The sequence below is a fragment of the Kitasatospora sp. NPDC058170 genome, assembly GCF_042883905.1.
GTDB lineage: Bacteria > Actinomycetota > Actinomycetes > Streptomycetales > Streptomycetaceae > Kitasatospora.
Genome location: NZ_JBHVUV010000008.1, coordinates 137,273 through 161,382, shown reverse-complemented (window position 1 = coordinate 161,382; position 24,110 = coordinate 137,273). Strand labels below are relative to the sequence as shown.

Below are 24,110 nucleotides of genomic sequence, written 5' to 3'. Positions count from 1 at the left end.
ACCCCCGCCCGGCGAAGCGACCCGCACCGACCCGCACCGACCCGCACCACCCCCTCAGGAAGGAATGCCATGTCACACCTTTCCCGCCGCGACCTCCTGCGCGCCTCCGGAGCCGGCCTGCTCACCCTGACCGCGGGCGGCGCCCTGGCCGCCTGCTCCGGCTCCGACTCCGCCACCGCGACCGGCGGGGACGCCGCCACCGGCACCGTCACCGTCTGGTCCTGGACCTCGGCCGCCACCGCCCTGCGCGCCGTCGTCCCGGCCTTCGAGAAGGACAACCCCGGGATCAAGGTCGACGTCCAGGACGTCGGCGAACCGGCCATCTGGGACAAGATCACCGTCGGACTCGCCGCCGGCGGCCAGGGCCTGGCCGACGTCCTCCACATCGGCTGCGACTACCTGCCCGGCTACCTGGAGAAGTTCCCCGGCGGCCTCGCCGACCTCTCCGCCCTGGGCGCCGACGCGCACAAGGACAAGTTCGTCCAGGGCCTGTGGCCCACCGTCAGCGGCAAGGACGGCCACGCCTACGCACTGCCCTGGGAGGTCAACCCCCTCGGCTTCTTCTACCGCAAGGACCTCTTCGACAAGGCCGGCCTCGACCCGGAGTCCATCGCCACCTGGGACGACCTGGTCGCCGCCGCCGACCGCTTCAAGGCCGCCAACCCCGGCGTCGCCCTGCTCGGCATCAACAAGCCCGGCACCCCCGACGTCGACGTCAACCTCCTGCAGGCACTGATGCAGCTGCAGGGCGGCTTCTACTTCGACCTCAAGGGCGACATCACCCTCTCCTCCCCGCAGGCCGTCAAGGCGATGACCGTCCTCAAGCGCCTGGACGAGGCCGGACTGGTCGCCGACTCCGCCGGCGACCACGGCTGGTCCAACCTGGTCAAGGACAACAAGGTCGCCGTCGCCCCCCTGGCCGCCTGGGCCGCGCACTACCTGGAGACCAAGTTCCCCGACCAGAGCGGAAAGTGGCGCCTGGCCAGGCCCCCGGCGGTCACCCCCGGCGGCAAGCGCGCCGCCATCGTCAACTCCACCAACCTGGCCGTCGCCGCCTCCAGCCCCCGCCGCGTCGCCGCCTGGAAGTTCGTCGAGTACGCCCTGACCCGGCCCGCCCCGATGAACGCCATGTTCGCCGCCGGCGGCGTCTTCCCCGCCCTCAGCGCCGCCCACGCCGACCCCACCTTCGCCGCACCCAGCGCCTTCTACGGCGGCCAGCCCGTCCTGAAGACCTTCGCCGACCTCCTCGCCGAAGGCGCCGACGCCACCAACTACTCCGGCGACTACGCCCGCGCCCTCAAACTCGTCGGCGACGTCCAGGTCAAGGTCCTCGTCAAGGGCACCGACCCCGCCGCCGCACTCCAGGACGCCGCCAAGCAGCTCGCCCAGCAGACCGGACGCCCCCTCGCATGACCACCGCCGCCCCGCCCGCCCCCGCACCCGCCGCCACCCGCACCCCCCTGCCGGCCGCCCGCCGCCGCGCACGGCTGCGCCGCAAGGCCCTGCCCTACCTCCTGCTCGCCCCCGCCCTGGCCACCTTCGCGGCGTTCAAGGCCTACCCGATCGTCTCCTCGTTCCTGCTGTCGCTCACCACCGGATCCGGAGCCGCCACCCACGCGGCCGGAGCGGCCAACTACCGCCGCCTGCTGCACGACCCGCTGTTCTGGACCGCCCTGCGCAACACCGCCCGCATCCTCGCCGTCCAGGTCCCGCTGATGCTCGCCCTGGCCCTCGGCCTGGCCGTCGCCCTCAACTCCGCCCTGGTGCGCTGGCGCACCGCCTGGCGCCTGGGCGCCTTCATGCCCGCCGTCACCGGACTCGTCGCCACCGGCGTCATGTTCGCCTTCCTCCTCAACACCAAGGACGGCGCGGTCAACCACCTCCTGACCGCGCTCGGCCTGCCCGCCGTGGACTGGCTCGGCAGCCCCTTCTGGTCCCAGATGGCCGTCGTCCTCGTCCTCACCTGGCACTACACCGGCTACAACGCCGTCATCTACCTGGCCGGACTGCAGGGCATCCCCAAGGAGCTCTACGAGGCCGCCATGATGGACGGTGCCGGCCCGCTGCGCCGCTTCCGCTCCGTCACCCTGCCCGCACTGCGCCCCGTCCTGCTGTTCACGGTCGTGCTCTCCACCATCGGCACCCTCCAACTCTTCGACGAGCCCTACGTCCTGACCCACGGCGGCCCGGACAACGCCACCCTCACCGTCTCCATGTACCTGTACATGAACGGCTTCCGCTACTTCGACTTCGGCTACGCCTCCGCCATCGCCTACGCGCTCACCCTGCTCGTGTCGGTGCTCGGCGCGGTCCAGATGCGCCTGATGGGAGAACGCCGTTGAGCGCCACCGCCGCGCCCCCGACCCCCGCACCCCCCGCCCCCGCACCCCCGGCCGGCACCGCCGCCGCACCCCTGCGCCGACGGCTGCGCGGCTGGCCGCTGACCCTGGTCCTGGCGGCGGTCACCGGCCTGTCCGTCGGCCCCTTCACCTGGCTCGTGCTGGCCGCGACCCGCCAGGGCGTCGAGATCTTCGCCTGGCCGCCCAAACTGCTGCCCGGCAGCCACCTCGGCGACAACCTCGACAGCCTCCAGTCCAAGATCGGCCTGGGCCGCGTGATCCTCAACTCCCTGGCCATCTCCGGACTGCAGACCGTCGGCGCACTGGTCGTCGCCCTGCTCGCCGGCTACGCCTTCGCCAAGTTCCGCTTCCGCGGCCGCACCCTGCTCTTCGCCCTGCTGCTGTCCACCCTGGTGGTGCCGGAACAGGTCATGCTGGTACCGCTGTTCAAGATGATGATGTCCTTCGGCATGCTCGACAGCTACCAGGCCGTCGTCCTGCCGGGCCTGTGCGTCCCCTTCGCGATCTTCCTGATGCGCCAGGCCCTGGACAGCATGCCCGACGAACTCCTCGACGCCGCCCGGGTGGACGGCGCCGGCGAGCTCCGGGTGCTGTGGAGCGTGGTCGTCCCGGTCATGCGGCCCGTCCTGGCCGCCCTGGCGATCTTCCTCTTCCTGGGCTCGTGGAACCAGTTCGTCTGGCCGCTGATCGCCCTGCGCAGCCCCGACATGCACACCCTGCCGGTGGCCCTGGCCACCCTCCACGGCCACGAGAACACCACCGACTACGGCGCGATCCTCGCCGGGACCGCCGTGTCGATCCTGCCCATGATGGTCCTCTTCCTGGTCCTCCAACGGCAGTTCATCTCCGGCCTGCTGGCCGGCGCCACCAAGGGCTGACCCGCACCGACCCCGCACCCGACACCCCGCACCCACCCCGCACCCGACACCCCGCACCCACCCCTCCCCGTCCCCGACACCCCGCCCCGGAGCGGCCCCCGGCACCGCGGGCCAGGCAGGATGCACACCACACGCCCAGCCCCCCGCCACCCACCCACCGGAGCACCGATGACCCAGGGACCGCGCCCGCCGCGCCGCGCCGCCACCACCATCGAGGAGGTCGCCCGCGCGGCCGGCGTGTCCCGCCAGACCGTCTCCAACGCCCTCAACGCCCCCCACCGCGTCCACCCCGACACCCTCGCCCGGGTCACCGCCGCCATCGACCGCCTCGGCTACCGCCCCGACCAGTCCGCCCGCTCGCTGCGCACCGGCGAGCGGCGCACCATCGGCTACCTCGCCCCGGTGGACGACCCGTTCGACCCCAACCCGCTGATGGCGGGCTTCCTGGAGGCCCTGGTGGACGCGGCGGGGGCCGAGGGCCACCGGGTGCTGCTCTTCCGCCCGCCGCCGGGCGCGCGGGACGCGCGGGCGGCGATCGACGAGCTGGTGGCGGCCCGGCAGGTGGACGGGCTGGTCCTGGCGGACGTCCTGGACGAGGACGCCCGGATCGCCCACGTCGCCCGTGCGGGCGTGCCGTTCGCCGCCTTCGGCCGCACCGCGGCGCAGCAGCCCCAGCACTGGGTGGACATCGACAACGGCGCCGCGATGGCCGAGGTGGCCCGGCACCTGGCGGCGCTCGGCCACCGCCGGGTCGCCTTCGCCTCCCCGGCGGCGGACCTGCCGTGGCTGGCCGCGCGCCGCGAGGGCTTCCTCGCCGAGGCGCACCGGCTGGGCCTGGAGGTGCTCTCGCCCCCGCCCGCGGCACCCGGCGCGCCGGCCGTCGCCGCGCTGCGGGCGCTGCTGCGCGGTGCGCACCGGCCCACGGCGGTGGCGGCCGGATCCGACCTGTCGGCCCTGGACGCCTACGAGGCCGTGCGCGCGGAGGGCCTGACGGTCGGGGGAGCGGTGCTCGGCGGCGACGTCGCGGTGACCGGCTTCCACGACACCCCGCTGTGCCGGCACCTGCACCCCGCGCTGACCTCGGTGCGGCTGCCGCTGCGGGCCATCGCCGCGGCCCTGGTGCGGGTGCTGCTGGCACAGGTCCGCGGGCGGGCGGCGGCGGACGCCGGGCTGGTGCTGGCGGCCGAGCTCGTGGTGCGCGACAGCTCGCGCTGACCCCGGGGCCGGGCCGCCCGCCGGCCGGCCCGGACCCGGTCGCGCCGGCCTGTCCGGCTGTCGAGTCCGGCTACCGCGCCCGGTCCTCCTCGGGCCGGTTCGTGTACCACTCCTCGGCGAGCAGCCCGAGGACCGCCTCGTCCTGGAAGGCGCCGCAGACCCAGGCGGAGCGGCGCAGCGTCCCCTCCGGGGTGAAGCCGGAGCCCTTCGCCGCGGCGACCATCGGCAGGTTGTCGGCCATGGTGTCGACCTGGAGGCGGTTGAGGCCGCGCACGGTGAAGCCGTAGCGGCACAGGACGGTGAGCGCCTCGCGGGCCAGCCCCCGGCCCCGGAAGGCGGGCCGCAGCGCCAGGCCGAGGTGGGCGCAGCGGTTGTGGGTGTCGATGCCCCACAGCAGCGCCTCGCCGGCCAGCTCGCCCGAGGCGGTGTCGACCACGGAGAAGAACGCGACGTCGGCGGGGGCGTCGGCCACCGCGTAGGGGGAGGGCGCCCCCGGCGGGATCGGCAGCCAGGGGCGGGTGTCCGCGCGCGAGCGGGTGGCGATGTCGTCGTACAACTCGGCCTGCAGGACGGGGATGTCGCCGTCGTGGCGGGCCCGCAGGGCGACTCTCTCGGTATGAAGCATGTGACATGTTATATGGCGGCCAGGGCCGTCCGGCAAAGGATTTTCCGCCCCCGCCCGCCCGCCGTCCGTGAGCTAGGCTTAAACCTGATGAAGTGTCATGTTCCAGCAAGGGCATGGCGTATCGCCGCGTCCGCGACCGCCCGCGGCGCCATGACGAGGGGTCGCGACCGCCACCGCCTGCGGGGTTGCCGCGGGGCCGCCGTCGCCCAGGGCGCCCCAGGGGCATCATGCGTTCAGGAAGATAACGAAATCGTCCACATTTCTCAGGTCTTGGTTTTACTTATTGACGACAGCTGACGCGTCCGGGTTAACTCCTCCCACCCCGCCGCAGCGCTGCGGCAACGTCAGGGAGGCACCCCCCACATGAACGCAACGATGCGTCGCGCCCTCATCGGCACCGCCGCGGTCTCGATGGCCCTGTCCATGGCCGCCTGCGGCAAGGCCGGCGGCGACAAGAAGGAGAGCGCGGGCTCCGGGGACACCAAGTCCATCGGCCTGCTGCTTCCGGAGAACGCATCCTCCACCCGCTACGAGTCCTTCGACCGCCCGTTCATCCAGGCCAAGGTCGCCGCGCTCTGCCCCGACTGCAAGGTGCAGTACAGCAACGCCGAGGGCAGCGCCGCCAAGCAGAAGCAGCAGTTCGACACCCTGATAGCGCAGGGCGTGAAGGTGATCATCCTGGACGCCTTCGACGCCAAGTCGACCCAGTCCTGGGTCAAGGAGGCCGCCGCCAAGGGCGTCAAGGTCATCGCCTACGACCGCCTGGCCAGCGGCCCCGTCTCGGCCTACGTCTCCTTCGACAACCAGAAGGTCGGCGAGCTCCAGGGCCAGGCCCTGCTCGACGCGCTCGGCGCCAAGGCCGCCGACGCCAACCTCATCATGATCAACGGCGACGAGGCCGACCCGAACGCCGCCCAGTTCAAGGCCGGCGCGCACAAGGTCCTCGACGGCAAGGTCAAGAAGGTCGTCTACGAGCAGTCCGGTGAGTGGAAGCCCACTGTCGCCGGCCAGAAGACCGGCGCCGCCATCACCCAGCTCGGCAAGGACGGCTTCCAGGCCGTCTACTCCGCCAACGACGGCATGGCCGGCGCGATCATCACCCAGCTCAAGGCCGCGGGCATCACCGTGCCGGTCGGCGGCCAGGACGCCGGCCTCGACGCCGTCCAGCGCATCGTCGCCGGCGACCAGGCCTACAGCATCTACAAGGCCTACAAGCCGCTCGCCGACAGCGCCGCCGAGCTGGCCGTCAACCTCCTGCAGGGCAAGGACGTCAAGGCCGTCGCCACCGCCTCCGTCGACAGCGACACCGACAAGGGCGTGCCCGCCAAGCTGCTGGAGCCCAAGGTCGTCACCAAGGCCAACATCAACGACACCGTGATCGCCGACGGCCTCTACAAGGCCGCCGACATCTGCACCGCCGACTACGCCGCCGCCTGCACCGCCGCCGGCATCAAGTAACCGGCACCGGGCAGCCGGTACCCGGCAGCCGCACCCGGCAGCCCGCGCACCGGGCAGCCCGCGCACCGGGCCCGCCCCACCCGGCGGCCCGCCCGGCGCCCGGCCCGGCCCCGTCCGGCGCCCCCCGGACCACCCGGGGGCGCCGGGCGCAGGCCCGCCCCCCGACACCCCCTCACCGCCCGGCCGCGGACCGAACCGTCCGCCGCCCGTCCTACCCCCGCAGGAGATGGTTCACGTGACAGGCGCACCCGTACTGGCGCTGCGCGCGGTCTCCAAGCGCTTCGGCGCCGTCCAGGCCCTGACCGACGTCCACCTGGAGGTCGGCGCCGGAGAGGTCGTCGCCCTCGTCGGCGACAACGGCGCCGGCAAATCCACCCTCGTCAAGACGATCGCCGGCGTGCACCCCATCGACGAGGGCGTCATCGAGTGGGACGGCCGCCCCGTCCGCCTGACCCGCCCCCAGGACGCCCAGGCCCTCGGCATCGCCACCGTCTACCAGGACCTCGCCCTGTGCGACAACCTCGACGTCGTCGCCAACCTCTTCCTCGGCCGCGAACTGCGCCGCTTCGGCACCCTCGACGAGGTCGCCATGGAGCGCCGCGCCAAGGAGCTCCTGGACACCCTGTCCATCCGCATCCCCAGCGTGCGGATCCCCATCGCCGCCCTGTCCGGCGGCCAGCGCCAGGTCGTCGCCATCGCCCGCGCCCTGGTCGGCGACCCGAGGATCGTCATCCTCGACGAGCCCACCGCCGCCCTCGGCGTCGAGCAGACCGCCCAGGTCCTCGACCTGGTCGAGCGGCTGCGCGAACGCGGCCTCGGCGTCATCCTCATCAGCCACAACATGGCCGACGTCAAGGCGGTCGCCGACACCGTCGCCGTCCTGCGCCTGGGCCGCAACAACGGCGTCTTCCCCGTCGCCGGCACCACCCACGAGGAGATCGTCTCCGCCATCACCGGCGCCACCGACAACGCCGTCACCCGGCGCCAGGCACGCATCGCGGAGGACGCGAAATGAGCACCAGCCAGACCACCCCCACCCCCGCCGCCCCCGCCGCCCCCGCCACGGACCCGCGCCTGCTGGTGCGCTCCGGCGGAGTGGCCGGCTACCTGGAGGAGTTCGGCCGCCGGATCAGGAGCGGCGACCTCGGCTCGCTGCCCGTCGTCATCGGCCTGGTCCTGATCGCCGTCATCTTCCAGAGCGTCACCGGCCACTTCCTCCAGGCCGACAACCTCACCAACATCACCAAGTGGATCGCGGGCGCCGGCCTGATCTCGGTGGGCGTCGTCTTCGTCCTGCTGCTGGGCGAGATCGACCTCTCGCTGGGCTCCGTCGCCGGCGTCTGCGCCGCCGTCACCTCCGTCCTCGCGGTACGCCAGGGCCTGCCCGAATGGCTGGCGATCCTCATCGCCCTGGCCACCGCCGTCGCGATGGGCGCCCTGCACGGCTTCTTCTTCGCCCGCATCGGCGTGCCCGCCTTCGTCGTCACCCTCGCCGGCATGCTCGCCTGGAGCGGCCTGCAGGACTACGTCCTGGGCAAGCTCGGCACCGTCAACAACCTCAACGACGGCGTCGTCGCCAACCTGGACACCTACTTCCTCGGCGACGGCGACATCCTCTACGCCTGGCTGCTCGCCGTCCTGGCCATCGGCCTCTTCCTGGCCGGCCAGCTCCTGGACGCCCGCCGCCGCACCGCCGCCGGCCTGCCGGCCCGCCCGACGGGCGAGATCGCCCTGCGCACCGGCGCCCTCGCCGCCCTCGCCCTGGTCGGCGCCTACACCCTCAACCAGGACAGCGGACTGCCACTGCCCCTGGTCGTCCTGCTGGGCGTCGTCGTCCTGACCGACTTCGTCCTGCGCCGCACCTCCTACGGCCGCCAGATCTTCGCCGTCGGCGGCGGCATCGAGGCCGCCCGCCGGGCCGGCATCAACGTCGCCTGGGTGCGCATCTCGGTGTTCATGATCTCCGCCGGCCTGGCCGGCCTGGGCGGCCTGTTCATCGCCTCCCAGCAGGGCTCCGCCGACAAGACCCTCGGCGGCGGCAACGTCCTGATGAGCGCCATCGCCGCCGCCGTCATCGGCGGCACCAGCCTCTTCGGCGGCCGCGGCAAGACCTGGTCCGCGCTGCTCGGCATCCTGGTCATCCAGTCGATCACCACCGGCCTGGACATGGTCCACGCCGCCCAGGCCATCCAGTACATGATCACCGGCGCCGTCCTGCTCGCCGCCGTCGTCCTGGACTCCGTCTCGCGCCGCACCCAGAAGAGCGCCGGCCGCGGCTGACCCCACACCGCCCCCACCGGCCGAGCGCGACGCGGCGGCCTCCACCCCACCGGTGGAGGCCGCCGCGCCGCGTCGCGCCCCGGCCCGCCTCCTCCCCTCCCCTTCCCCTGTGTCCGGCCCCCGCCCGCGAGGGCCGCGTCGAACCCGCGGTCGCGTTCTGGTTACGATCTGCGAGCACGCGCAGGGGCCGGCGGACCGCGGGGACGGGCCGCGGCAGCGAGAACGGTGGAGGACCAATGGCACACGCACGGGCCGGGCAGCCGGCGCAGCCCGACGATCTGGTGGACGTGGCACGGCTGGTGACGGCCTACTACACGCTGCGCCCGGACCCGCAGGAACCGGGCCAGCGGGTGGCGTTCGGCACCTCCGGCCACCGCGGCTCCTCCCTGGACGCGGCGTTCAACGAGGACCACATCGCCGCCACCACCCAGGCGATCTGCGAGTACCGCACCGCCCAGGGCATCAGCGGCCCGCTGTTCCTGGGCGCCGACACCCACGCCCTGTCCGAGCCCGCCAAGGCCACCGCGGTGGAGGTCCTGGCCGCCAACGGCGTCACCGTCCTCCTCGACGGCGCCGACGGCTACACCCCGACCCCCGCGGTCTCCCACGCGATCCTCGCCCACAACCGCCGCAACCCGCAGGCCCCCGCCGACGGCATCGTGGTGACCCCCTCCCACAACCCGCCGCGCGACGGCGGCTTCAAGTACAACCCGCCCAACGGCGGCCCGGCCGGCTCCGAGGCCACCGGCTGGATCCAGGACCGCGCCAACGCCCTCATCCGCGAAGGCCTGCGCGGCGTGCGGCGGGTGCCCTACGCCCGCGCCCTGGCCGCCCCCACCACCGGGCGCCACGACTACCTCACCGCCTACGTCGAGGACCTGCCCTCCGTCCTGGACCTCGACGCCGTGCGCGGCGCGGGCCTGCGCATCGGCGCGGACCCCCTGGGCGGGGCGTCGGTCGCCTACTGGGGCCGGATCGCCGAGACCCACCGCCTCGACCTGACCGTGGTCAACCCGCAGACCGACCCCACCTGGCGCTTCATGACGCTGGACTGGGACGGCAAGATCCGCATGGACTGCTCCTCGCCCGCCGCGATGGCCTCCCTCATCGGGCGCCGCGACCAGTACGCGATCGCCACCGGCAACGACGCCGACGCCGACCGCCACGGCATCGTCACCCCGGACGGGGGACTGATGAACCCCAACCACTACCTCGCCGTCGCCGTCGACTACCTCTACCGCCACCGCGACCAGTGGCCCGCCGACGCCGCCGTCGGCAAGACCCTGGTCTCCTCCTCGATGCTCGACCGCGTCGCCGCCGACCTCAAGCGCGAGCTGCTGGAGGTCCCGGTCGGCTTCAAGTGGTTCGTCGACGGCCTGCTCGACGGCTCGATCGCCTTCGGCGGCGAGGAGTCGGCCGGCGCCTCCTTCCTGCGCCGCGACGGCGGGGTGTGGACCACCGACAAGGACGGCATCCTGCTCGCCCTGCTCGCCTCCGAGATCACCGCCGTCACCGGCCGCACCCCCAGCCAGTACTACCAGGACCTCACCGAGCGCTTCGGCACCCCCGCCTACGCCCGCGTCGACGCCCCCGCCGACCGCGAACAGAAGGCCCTGCTCGCCCGCCTGTCCCCGCAGCAGGTCCGCGCCGACGAACTCGCCGGCGAACCCGTCACCGCCGTCCTCACCGAGGCCCCCGGCAACGGCGCCGCGATCGGCGGCATCAAGGTCTGCACCGCCAACGCCTGGTTCGCCGCCCGCCCCTCCGGCACCGAGGACGTCTACAAGATCTACGCCGAGTCCTTCCACGGCCCCGACCACCTCGCCCGCGTCCAGGACGAGGCCCGCCAGCTGGTCGGCGAGGTCCTCACCGGCACCGCCTGACCACCCCCTCCCCCCGGCCGTCCCCGCCCCGCCCGGGGACGGCCCCCGGGGCGGGCCGTCTCAACCTGGGGCCGGCCCGCCGTCCCAAAGCGCAGGCCAGCGCCGTGGGACGGGCCGGCGCCGCAAGTTGACGGGGCGACCCGATTGCCTCCCGCGGTGCGCCGCGGTGATCCTGGGGTGCGCCCGCACCAAGATCATCAGCCTGGTGCGGGCCCGCCCGCTTCCGCGCACCGCACCCAGGCACCCCAGGGGGAACCCGTATGACCCGCCCGCGCACGACCCTCCCGCCGGACGCCGGCCCGGCCCCCGCCGCCCCCGCCCCCGCCGTACCCGCGCCGGACACCGCACCCGACGGCCTGGACTCCTGCTGGGACGTGCGGGGCGAAGGTTGCCTGACGCGGCACTAGGCCCCGCCCGGCAGGGGCTGCGGCCCGGCCGCGGCGGCGTCAGGCCGGGCGGATCAGGCGGCTCTCGTAGGCGAAGACCACGGCCTGTATCCGGTCGCGGAGTTCGAGCTTGTGCAGGATCCGCCCCAGATGGGACTTCACGGTCGCCTCCGCCAGGAACAGGGCGGCCGCGATCTCGGTGTTGGACAGGCCGCGGCCCACCTCGACGAGCACCTCGCGCTCACGGGCGCTGAGCCGGCCCAGCCGCTCGTCGCGCCCCGGACCGCCGCCGTCGGGACCGCCGCCGGGGATGTGCGGGCGCAGGCTCTCCAGCAGGAGCCGGGTGATCCGCGGGGAGACCACCGCGTCGCCCGCGGCGACCGCCCGGATCGCGGCGAGGAACTCCTCGGGCCTGGTGTTCTTCAGCAGGAAGCCCGAGGCCCCGGCGTTGAGTCCGGCGAAGGCGTACTCGTCCAGGTCGAAGGTGGTGAGGATCAGCACCCTGCTCTGCGGGCAGACCTCGACGACCTGCCGGGTCGCCTCGATGCCGTCCGTCCCGGGCATCCGGACGTCCATCAGGACGACATCGGGGCGCAGCTCCCGGGCGAGGCGCACGGCCTGGGCGCCGTCCGCCGCCTCGCCGACCGCCACCATGTCGGGCTGGGCCTCCAGGACCGTGCCGAAGGCCATCCGCAGCAGCGCCTCGTCGTCGGCGATCAGGACGCGGATCGTCATGCGGACACCGCCGCGCCGCTGTCGAGGAGGAGGCGGGTGCGCACCGCCCAGCCGCCGCCCGCGAGCGGTCCGGCCTGCAGCGTCCCCCCGTAGGCGGCCGAGCGCTCGCGCATGCCGGGGATGCCGTGGCCCGACGCCGCGGCGGGAGGCGGCGGGCAGGGGCCGCCGCTGTCGGTGACGTCCACGGTGACGGCCGCGGTGGAGCAGCGGATCAGGACGGTCGCGCGCGTGCCGGCGGGGGTGTGCTTGAGGGCGTTGGTCAAGGCTTCCTGTACCAGGCGGTAGACGGTGAGCTGGGCGGTGGCGGGGATGTGGGTGTGGCCGCCGCGGACCTCCAGGCGGGTCGGCAGCCCGGCGGCGCACATCTGCTCGGCGAGGGCCTCCAGTTGCGCGATGCCGGGCAGCGGGTGGCGCTGCGCGTCCGGTTCGTCGGTCCGCAGGACGCCCAACGACCTCCGCATGTCGGTCAGGGCCTGCCGGCCGGTCTCGGAGACCTGGAGCATCGCGGTGGTGGCCCTCTCGGGCGAGCGGTGCTGCGCGTACACGGCGGCGTCGGTGAGCGCGACCATGACGGACAGGTTGTGGGTGACGATGTCGTGCATCTCCCGGGTGATGCGGGCCCGCTCCTCGGCTGCGGCCAGGCGCGCCTGCTGCTCCTGTTCGCGCTCCAGGCGGGCGGCCCGCTCCTCCAGGGCCGCGAGGTAGGCGCGGGTGGTGCGCACGTTCACACCCAGCACGGCGGCGGCGACGGCCATCGCGGTGACCGCGACGAAGGGGGTCAGGAACGCGCCCTCGGGCGCCCAGCGCAGGCAGGCCAGCAGGACCCCGGCCTCCACGACGGCGCCGGCGACGAGCGTGCCGCGCCGGCCCGAGTGCGCGGCCGCCGTGTAGAGGGCCACCAGCAGGGCGACGTCCGCCGGGAGTTGGACGTCCGCCAGCCACTGGACGAGGGCCGCGGCGGCCACGGCGGCGAACACCGCGTGCGGGGCCCGGCGCCGCCACACCAGGGGCAGCGCGAGGGCGGCGGTGAGGGCCGCGGCCACCGCCAGCTCCTGCGGCGGGTGCGTGGTCACGACGTTGAGGATCAGGAGCGCCGGCAGCAGCGAGTCCCACACCGGGGGCGGCAGCCGGGAGGCCGTCGCCGCCCACCGCACCCGCACCCCGTCCCGCACCCGCACCCCGTCCAGCACCCGCACCCCGTCCCGCACGCGGTCCCCGTTCCCGTTCCCGTTCCCGTCCCGGCCCCGGTGGCCCACCCGGTGGGCACGGCCGGGCCAGCTCTGGAACGGTAGGCCGCGGACCGCGCGGAGCGCATCAGCCCACCGTCTGACCGCGCCGTGCCGGGATACGACCGCAGGAGGAGTCCCACCACCTCCCGTGGTCGCAAAGCGGGCGCCGCTGCAGGGTGCCGGACTGCTGCCCCGGTCGCACGGGGACCTGCCGCGCACTGCGACCCCGGTCGCCCCCGGGCCGCCCACGGGGGCGACCGGGGATCGATGCGGCAGCGCACACCCGGCGCCGACGATGGCCGGGTGACCGAGACCATCACGGGACTGCACATGTCCCTCCTGGAAATCCTCGCCCTGCTGGGCGCCGCCGCCCTGGTGGCGGCGCGCTGGCTACCCCCGGCCGCCCGCCCGCGCGCCACGATCGCGGCGGGGGCGGTCCTCGCGCTGTCCGCGATCGCGCTCGGGGCGACGGGCATCCGCTGGCAGATGCTGCCGGTACTGGCCGGCGCCGCCCTCGCGCTGCCGTTCGCCCTCTCCCCGCTGCTGCGAGCGCTGCCGCGCCGTACCGCCCGGCCGCCGTGGCGGGCCCGCTGGTGGCTGGCACTGCCGGGAACGGCGGCCTGCGCCGGCCTGATCGCCGCCGGCCCGGTGGCCGCCTGGGCCTTTCCCGTCCCCGTGTTCCCCGTGCCCTCGGGCGACTTCGCGGTCGGCACCCGCGTGCTGCAGTGGACCGACCCGCAGCGCCCCGAGACCTTCACCGCCGATCCGGACGACCGGCGCACGGTCGTGGTCCAGCTCTGGTACCCCGCGCAGGAGAGCCCCGCGGGCACGCAGCGGGCCCAGTACCTCGGACGCACGCAGGACGAGGCACGCACCGTCTCCGAGGCCCTCGCCCGCGCAGTGGGCCTGCCGGGCTTCCTGATCGACGGTGTTGCGCGCGCCCGTACCCGGTCGGTCTTCGACGCCCCGGTGGACAGCCGGGGAGGACGGTTCCCCGTCGTCCTGTTCTCTCCCGGCTCGGGCGGAGTGCGCACCCAGAACACCGCCTGGGCGGAGGAACTGGCCAGCCACGGCTACGTGGTCGCCGCCCTCGACCACCCGTACGACTCCGCCGCCGTCGTCCTCGCCGACGGCCGGACGCTCACCACCGAGACCGCCTCCAGCGGCGACCCCGAGGAGGACGAGAAGCTGGCGGCCGACTGGACGGCGGTACGCGCCGCCGACCTCGGCTTCGTCCTCACCCAGCTGGAAGCGCTGGACCGCGGTGCGATCGCCGACCCGCTGGGCGGACGCCTGGACACCGGCCGGGCCGCGGTGGGCGGCCACTCCATGGGGGGCGCCGCCGCCCTCCAAGCAGCACGGCAGGACCGCCGGTTCGACGCCGTCATCGACCTGGACGGCTTCCCCCACGGACCCGCCTCGCCCGCCCTCGCCCAGCCGGCCCTCGCCCTCACCCAGGCCCCCACCGCGGCAACCGACCCGCGCTACCTGCCCCGCCTCACCGAGGCCCTCCAGGCCGCCACCGCGACGAGCTACCGGCTCACCATCCCCGGCGCCGCCCACCTCACCTTCATGGACGGCCCCCTGTACCTGCCGCCCGTGCCCTCCATCGTCGGCACCCTGGGCCGCACCGAGAGCCCGCGCACCGTCGCCGCGGCCACCCTCGCCTTCCTGGACGCCGTCCTGCGGGACAAGCCCGGCGACCCCTCCGGCGCCCTGCGGGCCTACGGCAGCCTCAGCGTCCAACACCCGGACACCAGCCGCTGACCGGCCGCTGACCGGCCCTCCCCGGGGCGTCCGGGCAGGGGCTGCACCGAGCCCGCCGGCTGCAGCCCCTGCCCGCCCGGTGACCGGCCTGATCCCGGATCACCCCGAGCTCCCGGGCCCGGCCGCCGGCCTGTGTGCCTGCGTCACGGTGCTTGTCCGTGACCTGGCGGCGAGGCGCCCGAAAACCGGTGGACCGGCGCCGCCGTACGCCATTACCGTGCTGGCGACCCACGTCGTCCAGGCAAGGACATCCCGTTGTACACCCTGTGAGACCCCCCGATTGCTGATCTGTCGCGCGTCGCGCCTGTGCGCCGCGCTGCTTTTTGCTGCGGACTTCTCACTGAAACCGGTGTACTTCTGTGCTCAATGACTGGGTGGTCATGCCCACCTGTCTACCGACCGTTCTCCGCCGTTGCCCCGCTTGCGCGTCCGACCGCTTCCGGGCGAACGGCAAGTTCCGCGTCAACGCGAACCACAAGCTCCTCGACGCCTGGCTCCTCGTCCTGTGCACCGCTTGCGGGGACACGGCGAAGCTCACGGTCCTGGAGCGGGTGAACGTGCGCTCCGTACGGCCCGACCTGCTGGACCGGATGCACGACAACGACCCCGGCCTGGCGGCTGAGCTGCTCCAGGACCCGGTCCTGCGGCGCCGCAACCGCATCGCCCTCGACTGGGACGACGCCTGGCGGCTCGACACCGGCGGATCGGACCACCTGGACCGCGAGGTGATCGACATCTCGGTCCGCTTCGCGGCGCGGATCCCCGTCCGGCCGGTGCGGCTGATCGCCGAAGGGTGCGGCCTTTCGCGGGCCGAGGTCGAGAGACTGCTCGCGGAGGGCAGGCTCGTCTCGGCAGTCCGGCTGAGCGGCAGGCTCTCCGGCGACTTCACCTTCACGCTCAAGCGCTGAGCCCACTCGGGGATCAGGGGCCTGTCCGGCAGGATCCGCCGGACAGGCCCGACCCCGCGGCACGGCCTCACCAGGGAATCGGCCCGTCCTCGGCGAAGAAGGCGCCCGTCGGGCCGTCCGCGCCCGCCGTCGCCAGGTCGACCGCCACGGCCGCGCCCTCCTCGGCCGTGCGTATCCCGGTGTGGCGGTTGAGGTCGGTCGCGCAGTAGCCGGGACTCACCGCGTTGACCAGGATCCCTTCGGCGCGCAGCTCGTTGGCGTAGAGCACGGTGATCGCGTTCAGCGCGCTCTTGGAGGTGCAGTAGGGGAGGAGGATCGAGTAGTAGGCGGACCACGGGCTGCCCGGGTCTGCCTGGTGGGCGAGGGAGCCGAGCTCGCTGGACATGTTGACGATGCGTGCGGCGCCGGAGCGGCGGAGCAGGGGGAGCATGGCGTGGGTCACCGCGATGACGCCGAACACGTTGGTCTCGTAGACCTGTCGGACGGTGGCGGCCTGGGTCTCGCTCGGCTTCTGCGGTGCGGCGGCGATCCCGGCGTTGTTGACGAGGATGTCGAGGCGGCCGAACGTGGCGTCGATGTGCTGGGCGGCGGCCCGCACCGACGCCTCGTCGGTCACGTCCAGCGGAACGAACCGTACGTCGGCGCCGCCCGCCCGGAGCTCCTCGGCCGCCGCCTCGCCGCGCTCGGCGTTGCGGGCGCCGATCAGCACGGTGATGCCGAGGGCCGCCAGCCTGCGCGCCGTTTCCTTGCCGATGCCCTTGTTCGCGCCGGTGATCAGAGCAGTCTTCTGCGAAGTCGTCATGGCACCCAGCCTCCCCTCACCCACGGGCGGCAGGGAAAGACCAGAAGACTCTGGATCTATAGTCCACGGATATGAGTGAGCTAGAGGTACGGGAGCTGAGGTACTTCATCGCGGTCGCCGAGGAACTGAACTTCAGCCGGGCCGCGCAACGCCTGGGGATGGCGCAGCCCCCGCTGTCGAAGGCGATCGCCCAGACGGAGTCCCGGCTGGGGGTGCGCCTGCTGGAACGCACCACCCGGCAGGTGAAGCTGACCGACGCCGGCCTGGTCCTGCTCGACCAGGCCCGGATCGCGGTCGACGCGGTGCACGCGGCGGCCCGGCGGGCACGCCGGGCCGGCCAGCCGACACCCCAGCTCGTCGTCGCGGTCAAACCGGGAGGCGACGCCGGGCTGCTGCGGGAGATCCTCGCCGCCTACCGGGAAACGGGTGCGCATCTGCCGCCGCCCGAAGTCGTCGTCGGCGGCAGCGGAGAGCCGATCGCCATGCTGCGCGACGGCCGTGCCGACGTAGCGCTGCTGCGCAGCCCGTTCGACGCCCAAGGGCTGGATTCCCAGACCCTCGTGGTCGAGCCGCGCCTGGCCGTCCTGCCCGCCGGGCACCGCCTGGCCGGACGCCGGCGACTGCGGCCGGCCGACCTCGAGGGCGAGCCGGTCCCGCGCTGGAAGGGGGCCGACCCCTCCGCCACCGCCTACTACACCGGATGTGACGGCGCGCAAGCAGACGGCGGCCACACCGGCCCGGCGCCGGCCGACACTCCCGAGGGGCCGCTCGTGGCCAGCGTCGAGCAACTCCTGGAGGTCGTCGCGCTGGGCCAGGCGGTGGGGTTCCTGGCACGCTCCACCACCGAGCGGCACCAGCGCCCGGACATCGCCTACCGGCCGGTCACCGGCCTCAGCCCCAGCGCGGTCATGGTCGCCTGGCCGGAGACCTCGCGATCCGCAGCCGTCGCCGCCTTCGTCCAGGCCGCCCACGACGTCGCCGCCCTCCACCCCGACCACCTCACCGCACTGGCCTGACCGCACCGGGCTGACCGGCGTGCTGCCCCGACGCCCGTCCCGGCGTAGCGTTCACCCTCAATCCGGTGCAACGAGCGGGCCCCTGTTGTTGCGTTAGATTCAAGGCCGTTGCAACGATTATCCGGCTCTCACCTGCAATGATGCTGATTCTTCGCAACGAACGTATTGAAGAATCCTTGAACGCAACGTAGCTTTTCCATCGTCAGAAACGAAGCGCAGACAGCCGAGCACACCGGAGACCACGATGCAGAAGTTCGCCACCCCCGCCCCGATCGCCGCCGTCCTCGACATCCCCGCGGGCCGCATCCGGCTCATCGCCGCCGACCGCGCCGACACCGCGGTCGAGGTCCGGCCCGCGGACGCCGCCAAGGGCCGCGACGTGAAGGCGGCCGAGCTGACCACGGTCGAGTACCGCGACGGCGTCCTGCGGATCGAGGCCTCGCCGGCGAAGAACCAGTACCTGGGCGCCTCCGGTTCCGTCGAGGTGACGGTCCAGCTGCCGGCCGGCTCCCGGATCGAGGCGAAGGCGGCCAGCGCCGACCTCCGCAGCGAAGGGCGGCTCGGTGACGTCGCCTTCGAGGCCGCGCAGAGCTCGGTCGAGCTCGACGAGGCCGCGACCGCCCGCCTCACCCTCCTCTCCGGCGACGTCTCGGTCGGCCGCCTGGGCGGCCCCGCCGACATCAGCACCCAGAAGGGCGACATCCGGATCACCGAGGCCGTCAGCGGCACGGTCGAACTGCGCACCGAGTACGGCGAGATCGCCGTCGGCGCCGCCCGCGAGGCCTCCGCCTCCCTGGACGCCGGCACCTCCTACGGCCGGATCCACAACACGCTCCGCAACACCGACGGCACCCCCGGCCTGACCATCCACGCGACCACCTCCTACGGCGACATCGCCGCCCGCAGCCTCTGAACCGGCCGCCGAGGGCGCCGGTCAGGGCCGGCGCCAGGCCAAGGGCGGCGCCGGGTCAGGGGCGTCGCCGGGCCAGGGCCGGGTCAGAGGCTGGTGGCCTCCCGGACCTGGTGCAGGTGGACGAGGACGTCGTAGGCCCGGTTGACGGCCAGCGTCGGGAGCGGGTCGCTCCGGAAGCTGGAGCCGGCCTCGTAGACGGGTCGCGCGGTGTCGAGCCAACTGCGGCCCGCCGCCGCCAGGGTGCGCAGGTCGAGGTAGAAGTCGCGGTGGCGGACCCGGTCGAGGGTGTACTCCTGCATGCCGGGCGCGGCCGCGGGGACGGTGACCTTGTTCCAGGCCCCGCCGAGGCTGGTCGCGGTGAGGAAGGACCCCTGGTTGAAGGTGAAGCCGACGGCGGTGTAGCCCCGGCCGAGGGCGTTGCGCAGGTAGACGCCCTGCGTGGTCGGGTACATCACGGGGTCGCTGGACAGGTAGCCCACATGGCCGTTGTGCGCGGACAGCAGCATCCGGTCGCCGGTGCGCCGCTGCCACCAGAGGGTGTTCGCGGCCATGGCCTGGTCGCGCAGGTGCTCCGCGGCGGAGACCGACCCGGGGTCGGAGAGGTCGAGGGAGGCGAAGGCGAAGGTCTGGGCGATGCTGCGGGCGTGCTGCTCGGCCCACTCGTAGGCCTCGCCGCCGGCGCCCTTGCCCGCGGCGACCAGGTCGAGCGCCTGCTGGGCGAGGACGGCGTTGCGGCTGCGCTCGGCCGGCGGCCTGCCCAGGTAGGCGAAGACGTCGTCGAGCGGGCGCAGGCCCGCGTACAGCTCCTCCAGGCGCGCGAGGTCCTGGGGGCGGGTCGTACGGACGTGGGAGACGACCTTGTCGAACACGGCGTCGCCGAGCCGGGGCGCCCCGATGTCGTTGCCCATGAAGTGCACGCTCCGCCCGGGGTGGCGGTCGTTGTACTGCCGCATCCAGGTGATGAGACTGACGAACTCCTCACGCTCCCAAGGGGATCCGGCGAGCGTCTCCTCGGCCACCCGACGGGCGTCGCCGGGGCCGCCCTGGACGTACTCGTCGATCCGCAGGCCGGCCGTCCAGCTCATCTCCAGGGCGAAGGTGGTGAAGCCCTTCTCCTCGACGAGGTAGCGGAAGACGCGCTCCTTCATGGCGAAGAACTCGTGCGAGCCGTGGGTGGCCTCGCCGAGGCCGACCACCCGGGCGTCGGCGACCATCGCGCCCAGCGGCCGCAGGTCGCTGCTGCGGCCGCCGGGCTCCGTCGACCGCAGGGGGTGGGCGGCGCGCTCCAGCGCGCGTATCGCGGCGGCCTGCCGGTCGTCGACCGCCGTGGCACCGGGGGCCGTTGCCGCGCCGGGGGCCGCAGCCCCGGAGCCGGGCCCGGCGGCGGGTGCGGCGGCGGCCGCCGGGGCCACCAGGGCGGTGGCGGCGAGTGCCGTCGCGGCGGCGAGCAGCCCCCGCCGGCCGATCGGCTTCCTGTGGGTGGTCATGCTGGTCACTCCTCGGTCCGGTGTTCCGCGGGCAGTGGAATGATCATGACCCGGATGGCGCCGGGTGGCCCTGGGGCCCGCCTCCGACCCGACCCGGGGGAAAGCCCCCGGCCCGCCTGAGCCCCCGGACCCCGGGCTACCATCCCCCACAGGCCGCCGCCACCGCGCGCCACCGCCACCAGGCCACCACCGCCACCGGGCCACCGCCAGGGCTCGCCGAGGGGAGCGCCCGTGACACCCGATCACCCCGCCGCGCACACGCCCGCACCCGCCCTCACCGGCGTCCGCAACTTCCGCGACGTCGGCGGCCTGCCCGCCGCCGACGGCCGCACCGTACGCCGCGCCACCCTGTTCCGCAGCGGCCACCTCGCCCGCGCCACCCCCGGCGACGTCACCGTCCTCACCACCCTCGGCCTGCGCCTGATCATCGACCTGCGCGGCACCGCCGACCTCACCACCGACCGCGCCGACGTCCCCGTCCCCGGCACCGACCGCCTCCAACTCGCCCTCACCGACCCCGCCCAGGGCGCCCGCTCCTACCACCTCCTGCGCCGCGGCGACCTCCCCGCCCTGCGCACCGAACTCGGCGACGGCCGCGCCGAGGCCCGCATGACCGCCGCCTACCGCCACCGCGTCCTGGACCGCACCGAGGAACACGCCCGCATCCTGCGCACCCTCGCCACCCCCGCCGCCCTGCCCGCCCTCGTCCACTGCTCCGCCGGCAAGGACCGCGCCGGCTGGGCGGTGGCCCTGGTCCTGCTCGCCCTCGACGTCCCCGAGGACGCCGTCATGACCGACTACCTGCGCAGCAACGACCCCGCCCAGCTCCACCGCTTCACCCGCGCCGACGGCACCGTCCCCGAACCCGGCAGCGAACTCTGGACCCTGCTGCGCCCGGTCTTCGAGGCCCGCCCCCAGTACCTGGCCGCCGCCCTGGACGCCGTCCGCACCCACTGGTCGACCCCGCACCGCTACCTGCGCGAGGCCCTCGGCCTGACGGACCGTCACATCGCCTCCCTGCGCGCCCTCCTGCTCACCGACTCCTGATTCCCCTGCGGCACTAGGCTCGCGGTATGCGCGTGCGGTCCGTGGTGTTCGACATCGGAGAGACCCTGGTCGGAGAAACCCGTTACTGGGCCGACTGGGCACGGTGGTTGGGCGTGCCGCCGCACACCATGTCGGCGCTGGTCGGCGCCGTGCTGGCCGAGGGCGGGGACAGCGCGGACGCGATCCGGATCGTGCGGCCGGGGGTCGACGTGGGCGCCGAGTGGCGGGCCCGCCGGGCCGCCGGCCGGGGCGACCACCTGGAGGAGGGCGACCTGTACCCGGACGTCCGCCCGGCGCTGCGCAGGCTGCGGGACGCCGGTCTGTGGGTGGGCGTCGCCGGCAACCAGAACGCCGTCGTCGCCGACCTGTTGAAGGGCCTGGCGCTGCCGGCCGACGCCATCGCCACCTCGGGGGAGTGGGGCGTGGCCAAGCCCTCGCCCGCGTTCTTCGAGCAGGTGGCCCGGTGGGCGCCGGGCGAGCCCGGCGAGATCCTCTACGTCGGCGACCACCCGGCGAACGACATCGCCCCCGCCCGGGCCTGCGGCCTGCGGACCGCCCACCTGCGCCGCGGACCGATCGGCCTGACCACCACGGCACCGGAGGCCGACCGGACGGTCGACTCGCTGACCGAGCTGGCCGCCCTGCTGACACCCCGGTAGCCGGGGCGGCCCCAAGGAGCCGGCCCGCTCCACGTCGGACTGATGGTCCTCGATCAGGGCGATGCCGCCCGGCTGCGTCGGACCGCCCGTGGCAGAGTGGGCAGATGACCACGGACCGCGAGCACCCGGCCGATCTCCGCCCGGAACCCTGGCTGGGCACCGCCCCGGTCCACGAAGACCTCATCGCGGCGAAGGCGCTCGTCTACGACCGCTGCGGATTCGCCTGCTCGCAGCCGGTTCCCGAAGCCGAGAGCGCCGAGTACGCCGCCTACGAGTTCACCCTCGACGGCCTCGCCGTTCGGTTTCGCGCCGCCAGGACGACCCCCACCAAGGCCGGCCAGTTCGTCACCGTCTGGAAGAGGTCCCCGGCCGGGCCCATCCAGCCCTTCGACGCCACGGACCCCGTCGACCTCTTTGTCATCAGCACCCGCGACGATCACCACTTCGGCCAGTTCGTCTTTCCCATGGACGCGCTCCGCCGACACGGCCTCGTATCAGCGAACGGTTCGGGCGGGAAACGAGCCTTTCGCATCTACCCGCCCTGGGTGACCCCTGCCAACCGCCAGGCCGGCAGTACGCAAGCGTGGCAGCTGGGCTTCTTCCTGCACCTGCACCAGGACGGGCCCATCGACCTGGCCCGCGCCCAGGAGCTCTACCACCCGCAGGACAGTGCCGCCATCGGCCAGCCGCCACACCACCACTGAGCGCCTACGGCTACTGGTCATTCGGGAGTGACTCGTTCAGTGGGGGCGGCGGAGCAGGCGCTGCTGTTCTCGACCGGATCCAGGACATGATCGACCGTCGGGAGATCGTCGCCGGCGTCGCGGTGACCGGACTGCTGCAACTCCTCGCCCGCCGGCCGGGGGCCTGTTCGGGGGCGGATCCTTCCGGCTGACTGCAGGTCAGGGGTGAGCGTCCGAGGATAGAGTCATCGGATGGTGACTGTGCTGGTCAACGGGCTTCCCGGAGCGGGGAAGACAACGCTCGCGCGGGCCCTGGCGGCCGAGATGGGTCTTCCGCTCCTCAGCAGGGACGCGGTCAAGGAGACCTTGGCGGACGCCCTGGCGGGCCTTCGGGCGCCGGAGTGCCCGGACCGCGAGTGGAGTCGCATTCTGGGGGCCGCGGCCGGCGAGACCCTGTGGACGCTGCTGGGGGACGCGCGGGGCGGGGCCGTACTGGAGAGCCCCTGGTTGGCCGGGATGCGGCCGGTCGTGAAGGCCGGTCTTCACCGCGCGGGCGTGGCGGAGGTGTGTGAGGTCTGGTGCGAGGTGCCGCTGGACGTGGCCCGCCGCCGGTTCGCCGCGCGGCTGGCCGAACGGCACCCGGTGCACCCTGAGCGCCCCGGCGGTCCCGGCGGGGACTGGGAGTCGTGGGGGCGCGGTGCCGAGCCGCTCGGCTTGGGGAGCGTCCACCGCGTGGACACCACCGTCCCGGTCGACGTCCCGGCCCTGGCCGCCGCCCTCCGAGCCACCCGCTGACCACCGCGAGGCACACCCCCGCCCCGCAGCGGGCGGCGAGCCGTCGACCCTGCGGCCACCGGTAGCCGGCCACCGGGAGGCCACCCGGATCGAGTGGGTGTCCGAGGCCGGGGTCGTGGAGCTCCTCGCGGCCGGGCCGTTGCTCACCGCACTGTCCTACTACCTGGGCCCGCACCGGATGGCCGCAGGCCGGCGGTAGCGGGGAGAGCCCACTGGCCTCGCCGTGCTCGGCGACGCTCAGCTCGCTGCGGCGTTGGCCTCCGCGATGAGGTGGGGCAGTTCGGCCAGCGAGTCGATGCGGAAGGTGGCCCGGGCGGCGTCCGGGTCGTGCTGGTGGATCCAGCCCCACGGCCCGCGCCGGATCAGTGCCGTGCGCATCCCCGCCTTCGCGGCGGGCAGCACGTCGTTGTCGAGCCGGTCGCCGACGTAGAGGATCTCGCCGGGCTCGGCCGGGGTGCTCTCGGCGACCCGCTCGAAGAACAGCGGGTCCGGCTTGCCGGCGCCCCAGTCGTCGGAGGTGCCGATCAGGTCCACGTCGGCGGTGAACAGTTCGCGCAGGATGCGGCCGGCCCGCACGGTCTGGTTGCCGGCGATCGCCAGCCACAGGCCGTCGGCGCGCAGCCGGGCGAGGGCCGGGCGGACGTCCTGGTAGAGGTCGTCCTCGCCGAACCACTCGGGCCTGCCCGCCGCTGCGCGGCGCTCGCGCTCCTCGTACAGGTCGAAGCCCGGCCTGAAGACCTGGAACGTCTCGCGGTAGTCGCGGCCCTGGGCGATCACCGCGCCGAGCTGGGCGACGAACGTGTGGCGGGGGACGTCCAGCCAGTCGGCCCAGGTGCCGTACTCCCGGGTCTCGTCCACCAGGCACTCGCCGACGTCGAACACGACAGCCTTGATCGTCATGCCCGGCAGCCTAGTGGGGTGGGACGGCGGAGCAGGCGCCGCTGCCCTCGACCGGCGCCTCCGGGGCGGGCCGTGGGCAGCCCG

The 24,110-nt window shown here is 74.1% G+C and carries 22 protein-coding genes; 16 read left to right on the top strand and 6 right to left on the bottom strand.

Annotated features, from left to right (window positions below):
- Positions 1-69: 69 nt before the first annotated feature.
- From ACFVVX_RS11620 to ACFVVX_RS11605, 4 genes are all read left to right on the top strand, one after another.
- A complete protein-coding gene (locus ACFVVX_RS11620; protein WP_387944072.1) occupies positions 70-1,413 on the top strand; it encodes an extracellular solute-binding protein in 1,344 nt (447 codons plus the stop codon).
- Complete coding sequence (locus ACFVVX_RS11615; protein ID WP_387944070.1) at positions 1,410-2,342, top strand: carbohydrate ABC transporter permease; 933 nt, start codon at positions 1,410-1,412, stop codon at positions 2,340-2,342. Before ACFVVX_RS11620 ends, ACFVVX_RS11615 begins: the two co-directional genes overlap by 4 nt.
- On the top strand, positions 2,339-3,238 hold the full coding sequence (locus ACFVVX_RS11610; protein ID WP_387944068.1) for a carbohydrate ABC transporter permease: 900 nt from the start codon (positions 2,339-2,341) through the stop codon (positions 3,236-3,238). The genes ACFVVX_RS11615 and ACFVVX_RS11610 overlap by 4 nt, the downstream gene beginning before the upstream one ends.
- Positions 3,239-3,406: 168 nt before the next feature.
- Complete coding sequence (locus tag ACFVVX_RS11605; RefSeq protein ID WP_387944066.1) at positions 3,407-4,453, top strand: LacI family DNA-binding transcriptional regulator; 1,047 nt, start codon at positions 3,407-3,409, stop codon at positions 4,451-4,453.
- A 70-nt stretch (positions 4,454-4,523) separates the two neighbouring features.
- On the opposite strand, the gene ACFVVX_RS11600 is transcribed toward ACFVVX_RS11605, so the two are convergent.
- Positions 4,524-5,078 carry a GNAT family N-acetyltransferase gene (locus tag ACFVVX_RS11600; RefSeq protein ID WP_387944064.1) on the bottom strand — a complete coding sequence of 185 codons (555 nt, stop codon included), beginning with the start codon at positions 5,076-5,078 and terminating at the stop codon, positions 4,524-4,526.
- A gap of 363 nt (positions 5,079-5,441) precedes the next feature.
- Between ACFVVX_RS11600 and ACFVVX_RS11595 the strand changes: the two genes are divergently transcribed.
- The 4 genes from ACFVVX_RS11595 (at position 5,442) to pgm (ending at position 10,699) form a co-directional block, all read left to right on the top strand.
- Positions 5,442-6,536 (top strand): sugar ABC transporter substrate-binding protein, encoded by a 1,095-nt coding sequence (locus ACFVVX_RS11595; RefSeq protein WP_387944062.1) that lies wholly within the window; start codon positions 5,442-5,444, stop codon positions 6,534-6,536.
- A 226-nt stretch (positions 6,537-6,762) separates the two neighbouring features.
- Positions 6,763-7,551, top strand: a complete 789-nt coding sequence (locus ACFVVX_RS11590) for an ATP-binding cassette domain-containing protein (protein ID WP_387944059.1) — start codon at positions 6,763-6,765, stop codon at positions 7,549-7,551.
- Positions 7,548-8,816, top strand: coding sequence for a sugar ABC transporter permease (locus tag ACFVVX_RS11585; RefSeq protein WP_387944057.1), 1,269 nt, complete (start codon positions 7,548-7,550; stop codon positions 8,814-8,816). Before ACFVVX_RS11590 ends, ACFVVX_RS11585 begins: the two co-directional genes overlap by 4 nt.
- Before the next feature lie 236 nt (positions 8,817-9,052).
- A complete protein-coding gene (gene pgm, locus ACFVVX_RS11580) occupies positions 9,053-10,699 on the top strand; it encodes a phosphoglucomutase (alpha-D-glucose-1,6-bisphosphate-dependent) (RefSeq protein ID WP_387944055.1) in 1,647 nt (548 codons plus the stop codon).
- 446 nt (positions 10,700-11,145) lie between these two features.
- Here pgm and ACFVVX_RS11575 read toward each other — a convergent pair whose 3' ends face one another.
- Positions 11,146-11,820, bottom strand: a complete 675-nt coding sequence (locus ACFVVX_RS11575) for a response regulator (RefSeq protein ID WP_387944053.1) — start codon at positions 11,818-11,820, stop codon at positions 11,146-11,148.
- The gene (locus ACFVVX_RS11570) at positions 11,817-13,028 is read right to left on the bottom strand and encodes a sensor histidine kinase (protein WP_387944052.1); all 1,212 of its coding nucleotides are present in this window, start codon (positions 13,026-13,028) and stop codon (positions 11,817-11,819) included. The genes ACFVVX_RS11575 and ACFVVX_RS11570 overlap by 4 nt, the downstream gene beginning before the upstream one ends.
- 288 nt (positions 13,029-13,316) lie before the next feature.
- On the opposite strand from ACFVVX_RS11570, the gene ACFVVX_RS11565 reads away from it, so the two are divergent.
- Positions 13,317-14,816 carry a hypothetical protein gene (locus ACFVVX_RS11565; RefSeq protein ID WP_387944050.1) on the top strand — a complete coding sequence of 500 codons (1,500 nt, stop codon included), beginning with the start codon at positions 13,317-13,319 and terminating at the stop codon, positions 14,814-14,816.
- A 359-nt stretch (positions 14,817-15,175) separates the two neighbouring features.
- Positions 15,176-15,724: a DUF1062 domain-containing protein gene (locus tag ACFVVX_RS11560; protein WP_387944048.1), complete on the top strand. Its 549-nt coding sequence runs from the start codon at positions 15,176-15,178 to the stop codon at positions 15,722-15,724.
- A gap of 67 nt (positions 15,725-15,791) precedes the next feature.
- Here the strand turns inward: ACFVVX_RS11560 and ACFVVX_RS11555 are convergent, their stop codons facing one another.
- A complete protein-coding gene (locus tag ACFVVX_RS11555) occupies positions 15,792-16,526 on the bottom strand; it encodes an SDR family oxidoreductase (protein ID WP_387944046.1) in 735 nt (244 codons plus the stop codon).
- 71 nt (positions 16,527-16,597) lie between these two features.
- On the opposite strand from ACFVVX_RS11555, the gene ACFVVX_RS11550 reads away from it, so the two are divergent.
- Positions 16,598-17,542: a LysR substrate-binding domain-containing protein gene (locus ACFVVX_RS11550; RefSeq protein ID WP_387944044.1), complete on the top strand. Its 945-nt coding sequence runs from the start codon at positions 16,598-16,600 to the stop codon at positions 17,540-17,542.
- Positions 17,543-17,786: 244 nt separating this feature from the next.
- Complete coding sequence (locus ACFVVX_RS11545; protein WP_387944042.1) at positions 17,787-18,455, top strand: DUF4097 family beta strand repeat-containing protein; 669 nt, start codon at positions 17,787-17,789, stop codon at positions 18,453-18,455.
- 83 nt (positions 18,456-18,538) lie between these two features.
- Here ACFVVX_RS11545 and ACFVVX_RS11540 read toward each other — a convergent pair whose 3' ends face one another.
- Complete coding sequence (locus tag ACFVVX_RS11540; RefSeq protein WP_387944040.1) at positions 18,539-19,942, bottom strand: erythromycin esterase family protein; 1,404 nt, start codon at positions 19,940-19,942, stop codon at positions 18,539-18,541.
- A 231-nt stretch (positions 19,943-20,173) separates the two neighbouring features.
- On the opposite strand from ACFVVX_RS11540, the gene ACFVVX_RS11535 reads away from it, so the two are divergent.
- The 4 genes from ACFVVX_RS11535 to ACFVVX_RS11520 all read left to right on the top strand — a co-directional run bounded on the left by ACFVVX_RS11535 (position 20,174) and on the right by ACFVVX_RS11520 (position 23,126).
- Complete coding sequence (locus ACFVVX_RS11535; protein ID WP_387944038.1) at positions 20,174-20,989, top strand: tyrosine-protein phosphatase; 816 nt, start codon at positions 20,174-20,176, stop codon at positions 20,987-20,989.
- A 26-nt stretch (positions 20,990-21,015) separates the two neighbouring features.
- Entirely contained in the window at positions 21,016-21,648 is a 633-nt protein-coding gene (locus ACFVVX_RS11530) for an HAD family hydrolase (RefSeq protein ID WP_387944036.1), read from the top strand.
- Positions 21,649-21,752: 104 nt separating this feature from the next.
- Entirely contained in the window at positions 21,753-22,352 is a 600-nt protein-coding gene (locus ACFVVX_RS11525) for a MepB family protein (protein WP_387944034.1), read from the top strand.
- A 231-nt stretch (positions 22,353-22,583) separates the two neighbouring features.
- Complete coding sequence (locus tag ACFVVX_RS11520; RefSeq protein ID WP_387944032.1) at positions 22,584-23,126, top strand: AAA family ATPase; 543 nt, start codon at positions 22,584-22,586, stop codon at positions 23,124-23,126.
- Positions 23,127-23,363: 237 nt separating this feature from the next.
- On the opposite strand, the gene ACFVVX_RS11515 is transcribed toward ACFVVX_RS11520, so the two are convergent.
- Positions 23,364-24,026: an HAD family hydrolase gene (locus tag ACFVVX_RS11515; protein WP_387944030.1), complete on the bottom strand. Its 663-nt coding sequence runs from the start codon at positions 24,024-24,026 to the stop codon at positions 23,364-23,366.
- Positions 24,027-24,110 lie beyond the last annotated feature (84 nt).

Coding starts and splice junctions, on each gene's coding strand:
- ACFVVX_RS11530 (WP_387944036.1), top strand. CDS start 21,016: ATGCGCGTGCGGTCCGTGGTGTTCGACATCGGAGAGACCCTGGTCGGA.
- ACFVVX_RS11575 (WP_387944053.1), bottom strand. CDS start 11,820: ATGACGATCCGCGTCCTGATCGCCGACGACGAGGCGCTGCTGCGGATG.
- ACFVVX_RS11620 (WP_387944072.1), top strand. CDS start 70: ATGTCACACCTTTCCCGCCGCGACCTCCTGCGCGCCTCCGGAGCCGGC.
- ACFVVX_RS11525 (WP_387944034.1), top strand. CDS start 21,753: ATGACCACGGACCGCGAGCACCCGGCCGATCTCCGCCCGGAACCCTGG.
- ACFVVX_RS11595 (WP_387944062.1), top strand. CDS start 5,442: ATGAACGCAACGATGCGTCGCGCCCTCATCGGCACCGCCGCGGTCTCG.
- ACFVVX_RS11590 (WP_387944059.1), top strand. CDS start 6,763: ATGGTTCACGTGACAGGCGCACCCGTACTGGCGCTGCGCGCGGTCTCC.
- ACFVVX_RS11585 (WP_387944057.1), top strand. CDS start 7,548: ATGAGCACCAGCCAGACCACCCCCACCCCCGCCGCCCCCGCCGCCCCC.
- ACFVVX_RS11615 (WP_387944070.1), top strand. CDS start 1,410: ATGACCACCGCCGCCCCGCCCGCCCCCGCACCCGCCGCCACCCGCACC.
- ACFVVX_RS11555 (WP_387944046.1), bottom strand. CDS start 16,526: ATGACGACTTCGCAGAAGACTGCTCTGATCACCGGCGCGAACAAGGGC.
- ACFVVX_RS11545 (WP_387944042.1), top strand. CDS start 17,787: ATGCAGAAGTTCGCCACCCCCGCCCCGATCGCCGCCGTCCTCGACATC.
- ACFVVX_RS11600 (WP_387944064.1), bottom strand. CDS start 5,078: ATGCTTCATACCGAGAGAGTCGCCCTGCGGGCCCGCCACGACGGCGAC.
- pgm (WP_387944055.1), top strand. CDS start 9,053: ATGGCACACGCACGGGCCGGGCAGCCGGCGCAGCCCGACGATCTGGTG.
- ACFVVX_RS11550 (WP_387944044.1), top strand. CDS start 16,598: ATGAGTGAGCTAGAGGTACGGGAGCTGAGGTACTTCATCGCGGTCGCC.
- ACFVVX_RS11540 (WP_387944040.1), bottom strand. CDS start 19,942: ATGACCACCCACAGGAAGCCGATCGGCCGGCGGGGGCTGCTCGCCGCC.
- ACFVVX_RS11515 (WP_387944030.1), bottom strand. CDS start 24,026: ATGACGATCAAGGCTGTCGTGTTCGACGTCGGCGAGTGCCTGGTGGAC.
- ACFVVX_RS11565 (WP_387944050.1), top strand. CDS start 13,317: ATGCGGCAGCGCACACCCGGCGCCGACGATGGCCGGGTGACCGAGACC.
- ACFVVX_RS11520 (WP_387944032.1), top strand. CDS start 22,584: ATGGTGACTGTGCTGGTCAACGGGCTTCCCGGAGCGGGGAAGACAACG.
- ACFVVX_RS11605 (WP_387944066.1), top strand. CDS start 3,407: ATGACCCAGGGACCGCGCCCGCCGCGCCGCGCCGCCACCACCATCGAG.